Raw genomic sequence first — 6,196 nt, forward strand, 5'->3', positions numbered from 1 at the left:
AGTTTAACTAGGCTGTTTCGTTAAACAGTTCACGGCCAATCAGCATGCGTCGAATTTCTGAGGTTCCTGCACCAATTTCATAAAGTTTTGCATCACGCCATAAACGGCCGACTGCGAATTCGTTGATATAGCCATTTCCGCCTAAAGTTTGGATTGCCTCGCCAGCCATCCAAGTGGCTTTTTCAGCGGCATATAAAATGGCGCTGGCTGCATCTTTACGCAGACCGCGGCTATGATCGGCTTTATCACATTCGGCGCCTACGGCATAAACCAAGGCTTTACACGCCAGCCAAGTAGAATACATATCGGCAATTTTGCCCTGCATCAGCTGGAATTCACCCAGCGCCTGACCAAATTGTTTACGGTCATGAATATACGGAATGACGGCATCCATGCAGGCATCCATAATGCCCAGCGGGCCGGCACTGAGCACTGCACGTTCATAGTCCAGACCGCTCATCAAGACTTTTGTACCGTTGCCGACACCGCCCATGACGTTTTCTTTCGGTACTTTGACATTGTCAAAAAACAGCGGATAGGTATTGGAGCCGCGCATGCCTAATTTATCTAGATGTGTCCCATGGCTAAAGCCTTGCATCGTTTTTTCAATTAAGAACGCGGTCATGCCTTTCGCACCGGCCTGCAAATCAGTCTTGGCATAGACCACTAAAACATCGGCATCGCCGCCATTGGTGATCCACATTTTTGAGCCATTCAGCAAGTAATGATCGCCTTGGTCTTCTGCTTTGAGTTTCATGCTGACCACATCGGAGCCTGCATTGGGTTCTGACATGGCTAAAGCACCGACATATTCTCCAGAAATCAGTTTTGGTAAATAACGCTGTTTCTGTTCTTCCGTACCATTTCGGTTAATTTGGTTTACACATAGGTTAGAATGTGCGCCGTAGGATAGACCGATGGATGCTGATGCACGGGAAATTTCCTGCATAACAATGATATGCGCTAAATAACCTAAGTTCGTACCGCCGTATTCTTCGCTGACAGTCATGCCCAATAAGCCCATTTCTCCTAGTTTTTTCCAGAGATGCGCAGGGAATAGGTTGTCGCGGTCGACCTGTTGGGCAATCGGTGCAATTTCTTTTGCACAAAAAGCTTTCACAGAATCACGCAGTGCGACCAGAGTTTCGTCCAAACCGAAATTTAAGCTTTGTAAGTTCATCGAGCCATTCATCCTATGATTGTATTTGTTATTCCAAAAACAGCATTGTTATTGTGCTTGGTTTTACCATACATTGAATTTTTTAAAAAGTGAACTTAAATTCACAAATTGATTTACAATTCATTTTATCTGGTTGAGAATAAGATTATGAGTTATAAAAGATCATCTTTGATGCAAGAGCGGATGGAGCAGAATCGGCTTATGATTCTGCAAGCTGCCCGTGAATTGATTTCTCAAGGAGGCTTTAAAGATGCGCAGATACAGGCCATTGCGGAACGTGCAGGTGTGTCGAGCGGATTGGTTTATCGCTATTTTGCGAACAAAAGCCAAGTGCTTATTGAAGTATTGTCTGATGCCATTCAGCATGAAATTAGGATTTTGAATCATATTGCTGAAGAAAATGCGTCGCCAACAGTTAAATTGCAAAAGGCTGTTACAGCGTTTGTTAAGCGTGCGATGAATAGCCCCCAATTGGCCTATTCATTGATGTTTGAGCCGGTAGATGCTGAGCTTGAGCATGAGCGTTTCCGCAGTAAGCAGCTGATTAAGCAGAGCATTAAAGGAGTTCTTGCCGAAGGGAAAATTAGCGGCGAATTTAGTTTTGAAGACCTCGATACCGCAGCCTTGTGCGTGGTCGGCGCCATGACATTTGTGGTGATTGAGCCTTTAAATCCATCTCGTAATGTGATGTTTGATCAGAATTATAAAGACTACTTTGTGAAGCAGGTTGCCGAGTTTTGTGTCAACGCAGTGCAGTATCAGGAGGGAAAGTAGCAAATAGCAAGACAGAACCAGGCAGTTCACCGAAGTAGTTGCAGTCATAAAAAATAAGATTTGAAAAGCAGAATTACAAAGAATCAAGGAGAACGATTCAATGACACAAGTACGGTTAAGTTATGCTTATGGACCAAGTAATCAGCCGCTCTTAGGCATGACCATTGGTGAAAAATTTGATCAGGCCTGTCAGCAGTATGCCGCACAGGATGCTGTAGTCAGTCTGCATCAAAATATACGGTTCACTTATCAAGAATTGCAGGAAAAGGTGAATGCTTTTGCTTGCAGCTTGCAAAAATTAGGACTGGAAAAGGGTGACCGGCTGGCAATCTGGTCGCCTAATTGTGTGGAATGGACAATTACGCAATTTGCTGCGTTCAAAGCCGGCATTGTTTTGGTCAATCTGAATCCAGCTTATAAAAGCAATGAACTGGAATATGTACTGAACAAAGTTTCCTGCAAAGGTTTAATCATTGCTTCACAGTTCAAAACCACCAGTTATCAGGACATTTTGACCAAAATCGCACCTGAAATATGCCATTCAGCAAATAAAATTTTAAATGCAGCTCGCTTACCGCATTTGAAGCACATTATTAAAATGGATGAACAGGAACAAAACGGCATTCACCGTTTTAGTGATTTACTGCCCCAGCCAAGCGCCAAGCAGTTGGCGCAACTTCAAGCCACAGCCGCTGAACTTCAGTTTGATGAAACCATTAATATTCAGTTCACATCAGGCACGACGGGTAATCCGAAAGGAACCATGCTGACCCATAATAATATTTTAAATAATGGCTATTTTGTGGGTGAAGCAATCCATTTAAGTCCGCAAGATCGGGTATGTATTTCCGTCCCATTGTTCCATTGTTTTGGCATGGTGATGGGGAATTTAGCCTGTATTACCCATGGTTCAACTATGGTTTATCCTTCTGCGGTATTTAATCCATTAGATTCTCTCAAGGCCATTGAACAGGAAAAATGTACTGCGGCTTATGGCGTTCCGACCATGTTTATTGCCATGTTGGAGCTTGAACGGTTTGATGAGTTTGATCTATCCAGTTTGCGCACCGGGATCATGGCAGGCAGTCCATGTCCAAAAGAAATTATGCAGCGGGTGATTGACCGGATGTATATGTCTGAAATCACCATCTGTTATGGCATGACGGAAACTGCACCGGTGAGTGCGCAAAGTTCGACTGCAGATTCAATTGAACGCCGTGTAGGTACGGTTGGGCGCGTACATCCGCATCTTGAAATTAAAATTGTGGATGAGCAGGGCAAGGTGGTACCGCGCGGCAAACTGGGTGAATTATGCGTACGCGGGTATTCGGTCATGCTGGGTTATTGGGAAGATGAAGAAAAATCCAGAGAAGTGATTGATACAGCGCGCTGGATGCATACCGGTGATATCGCTGAAATGGATGATGAGGGCTTTGTCCGTATTAAAGGCCGAATTAAAGATGTGGTCATTCGCGGCGGCGAAAATCTTTTCCCTAAAGAAATTGAAGACTTTTTATATACTCACCCGGATGTCAGTGATGTGCAGGTGATTGGCTTGCCTGATCCGCGTTATGGAGAAGAATTATGTGCATGTATTATTTTGCATGAACATCATCAATGCACGGAAGAGACAATCCGTCAGTACTGTGCGGAGCACATTTCGCATAATAAAGTGCCGCGTTATGTACGCTTCTTTAGTGAATTTCCAATGACGGCTTCAGGCAAAGCGCAAAAATTTAAATTGCAGGAGTTTATGCGCCATGAACTGAATCTGCTTGATGATATTGCTTGATTCGCAGGTGCGTTTATCCCTTTATCTTTTAGTCAAAGAAATAAAGGGATAAATTCATGACCATAGAACTGCGAATTTGAATATAAGAAATCAGCGTCTGCGCATCCTTGCTGTCCCACAGCTGAATTAACCAAGGCCATTGCCTGCACAAATAGCTTTCAGCATGATGGAAATCGGGCTGTGAACGCTGTTGATTCTATTGCACAAGCTCAAAAGCCTTCTTTATGAAGGCTTTGAGCTTGTAAATTATTTGGTGTAAGTTCTATTTTTTATAAATGATCTTTTAATTGATCATCGAAATCAATCGTAAATCAATTCATCGCTATCTACGTAGGCAAAGTGGGATTTCGACTGCTGTTTTTACATGGTTTAGCAATTTGAATCATCTGCGGAATACAGCAATCAAAATCCGCAGATGAAGATCAAGAAGAAACTTTAGGCGGCTGTAAGCGTCGTGTTAAGTGATGAATGCAGATCAGCCCCCGATATTTTTTACATAAAAATTTTCACATAAAAATGATTTTGAAATTAAATAAAATATTTAAATTTACTTTTTAAGCGCCTCAATAATAGCGACATGAGGGCAGTTAAGATAAGGGCGAAGCTCCGGTGTCAGGTTTTCTGGAGCATCTAAAGATTGCCACGTGACCTGCTGGAATCCAGCCTGAGTGAGTGTTCGCTCAAGTGTCGGCTTTGACCAGTAATAAGCTTCAAGATCAATGCTATGGGGCGGCATGCGCAGCTTTAGCTGAAGTTTTCCGCCATCACTGCGCGGTTCATTTTCAATTAATTGAAAACCGAACGGGCTGTAATAATCTGGGTCAGCATTGAAATCGGGATGCAGCGGCAAAGTAATCAATTTTCCGCCGGGTTTCAGCATTTTAAACATATCCTGACACATCGACAGCAGGTCGTGTTCATGCATGACATAGGGCATCACATACACGGCAAGAATGATATCAAAATAGCCATTATATTTTTCATCCAGGTGCGAAAGGTAACGGATTCCCAGCTGAGTTTTGTCCTCACATTGCCGCGCATAGGCCAGCATGCCCTCAGAAATATCATAACCGATAACTGTTTTGGCGCCTTGAGCATGCAGCCATCGGGTAATTACACCAGGGCCGCATCCAAAATCCAGTACATTCAGTCCAGAAAGATCTCCCAGCAATTTTTTCAAAGTTGGAAGTTCTAATTCCTTGCGATAGGGCCAAGATAATGCTTCATCATACAGAACCGGATAATCATCAAAAGTTGCAGGATTAAACGACTCATTCGAAGTTTGATTCTGAGACATAGCTTTACTCACTTTTAAAGTTAATATAATGATTATTGAAGATTATTTTTAAAATGATGATTGATCATCAATCCATAAATTAGCAGAAAAAATCTTTTTATGGAAAAGCAGATGATTGATATTTGAACTGGCATGCCCGTGTTTGGTACTCAGATAAGGTGCAGTTTTTAGTGATGAGACAGTCATATGTTCCAGAAGGCTGTGTGCAGCATGCGGTGGGTTTAAGCTGATGTATAAACGCACAAGTCTGCAGCCAAGTCTCAGCCTGCTTTTAAGTGGTGCAATGCCAAAATTGAGCACAGATTGATACCCTGAAATTAAACAAAATAGCGGGATTTAAAAAGTCAATTCAGTTTTTAGTGCTGTATAGGCAATATGCCGTATTAATTTGGTTAGATGGATATGCACAGTCTTTAAACTGACGCAGAATAGTTAAAGTCCTAGTCTCAATAGGAGATGTTGAAATGAAGGATATTGCAAAAAATACAGTCTGCCTTTGGTACGATGACGATGCGGAAAATGCTGCAAAATTTTACGCAGAGACATTTCCAGATTCTTTCGTCAGTGCGGTTCACCGTGCGCCTGGAGATTATCCGACAGGTAAAGAAGGAGATGTATTGACTGTTGAATTTACTGTACTGGGCGTTGCATGCATCGGACTGAACGGCGGCCCTGAATTTAAGCATAGCGAAGCCTTTTCGTTTCAGGTGGCGACTGAAGACCAAGCCGAGACAGACCGCTACTGGAATGCGATTGTTGGTCATGGTGGTCAGGAAAGCGAATGCGGCTGGTGTAAGGATAAGTGGGGAATTTCATGGCAAATTACTCCGGTTGCTTTAACCAAGGCATTCACCAGTGCTGACCGTGCCGCGGCCAAGCGGGCATTTGACGCCATGATGAGCATGAAGAAAATTGATGTTGCGGTCATTGAAGCGGCATTTCGTGGCTGAAAAGCAATTGATGCGTGGTCAATACAGCCTCGTCTATGACATGCGCGCGGCGCCATGATTTGAGTAAAGCAGTTATTGGTACGGCTGTGATGTGAGTATTCCTCTCTTTTCAGGCAGTCTCTGTACTGCTAAAGAAGCCTGTAAACAATATGAATCAGATCAACAAAGCGGCTGCTGATTCTGCGCACTAATCGCAAAGCTTT

At 43.2% G+C, this 6,196-nt stretch carries 5 protein-coding genes; 3 read left to right on the top strand and 2 right to left on the bottom strand.

What is annotated here, in order from left to right; genetic code table 11:
• Positions 1–7: 7 nt before the first annotated feature.
• Positions 8–1,180, bottom strand: a complete 1,173-nt coding sequence (locus AZH43_RS14175; protein ID WP_067670804.1) for an isovaleryl-CoA dehydrogenase — start codon at positions 1,178–1,180, stop codon at positions 8–10.
• A gap of 147 nt (positions 1,181–1,327) precedes the next feature.
• Here AZH43_RS14175 and AZH43_RS14180 point away from each other — a divergent pair, with 147 nt between their 5' ends.
• Together AZH43_RS14180 and AZH43_RS14185 are read left to right on the top strand one after the other, a co-directional pair.
• Positions 1,328–1,954: a TetR/AcrR family transcriptional regulator gene (locus AZH43_RS14180; protein WP_067670806.1), complete on the top strand. Its 627-nt coding sequence runs from the start codon at positions 1,328–1,330 to the stop codon at positions 1,952–1,954.
• Positions 1,955–2,054: 100 nt separating this feature from the next.
• Positions 2,055–3,746 carry an AMP-binding protein gene (locus AZH43_RS14185; RefSeq protein ID WP_067670808.1) on the top strand — a complete coding sequence of 564 codons (1,692 nt, stop codon included), beginning with the start codon at positions 2,055–2,057 and terminating at the stop codon, positions 3,744–3,746.
• A 547-nt stretch (positions 3,747–4,293) separates the two neighbouring features.
• Here the strand turns inward: AZH43_RS14185 and AZH43_RS14190 are convergent.
• On the bottom strand, positions 4,294–5,043 hold the full coding sequence (locus tag AZH43_RS14190) for a class I SAM-dependent methyltransferase (protein WP_067670810.1): 750 nt from the start codon (positions 5,041–5,043) through the stop codon (positions 4,294–4,296).
• A gap of 464 nt (positions 5,044–5,507) precedes the next feature.
• Here AZH43_RS14190 and AZH43_RS14200 point away from each other — a divergent pair, with 464 nt between their 5' ends.
• On the top strand, positions 5,508–5,993 hold the full coding sequence (locus AZH43_RS14200; RefSeq protein WP_067670814.1) for a VOC family protein: 486 nt from the start codon (positions 5,508–5,510) through the stop codon (positions 5,991–5,993).
• Positions 5,994–6,196 lie beyond the last annotated feature (203 nt).

The organism is Acinetobacter pragensis (assembly GCF_001605895.1).
Classification (GTDB): domain Bacteria; phylum Pseudomonadota; class Gammaproteobacteria; order Pseudomonadales; family Moraxellaceae; genus Acinetobacter; species Acinetobacter pragensis.

What these genes read in the sequence shown, in the direction of transcription:
- AZH43_RS14175 (WP_067670804.1), bottom strand. Translation starts at nt 1,180, where the DNA reads ATGAACTTACAAAGCTTAAATTTCGGTTTGGACGAAACTCTGGTCGCA.
- AZH43_RS14180 (WP_067670806.1), top strand. Translation starts at nt 1,328, where the DNA reads ATGAGTTATAAAAGATCATCTTTGATGCAAGAGCGGATGGAGCAGAAT.
- AZH43_RS14185 (WP_067670808.1), top strand. Translation starts at nt 2,055, where the DNA reads ATGACACAAGTACGGTTAAGTTATGCTTATGGACCAAGTAATCAGCCG.
- AZH43_RS14190 (WP_067670810.1), bottom strand. Translation starts at nt 5,043, where the DNA reads ATGTCTCAGAATCAAACTTCGAATGAGTCGTTTAATCCTGCAACTTTT.
- AZH43_RS14200 (WP_067670814.1), top strand. Translation starts at nt 5,508, where the DNA reads ATGAAGGATATTGCAAAAAATACAGTCTGCCTTTGGTACGATGACGAT.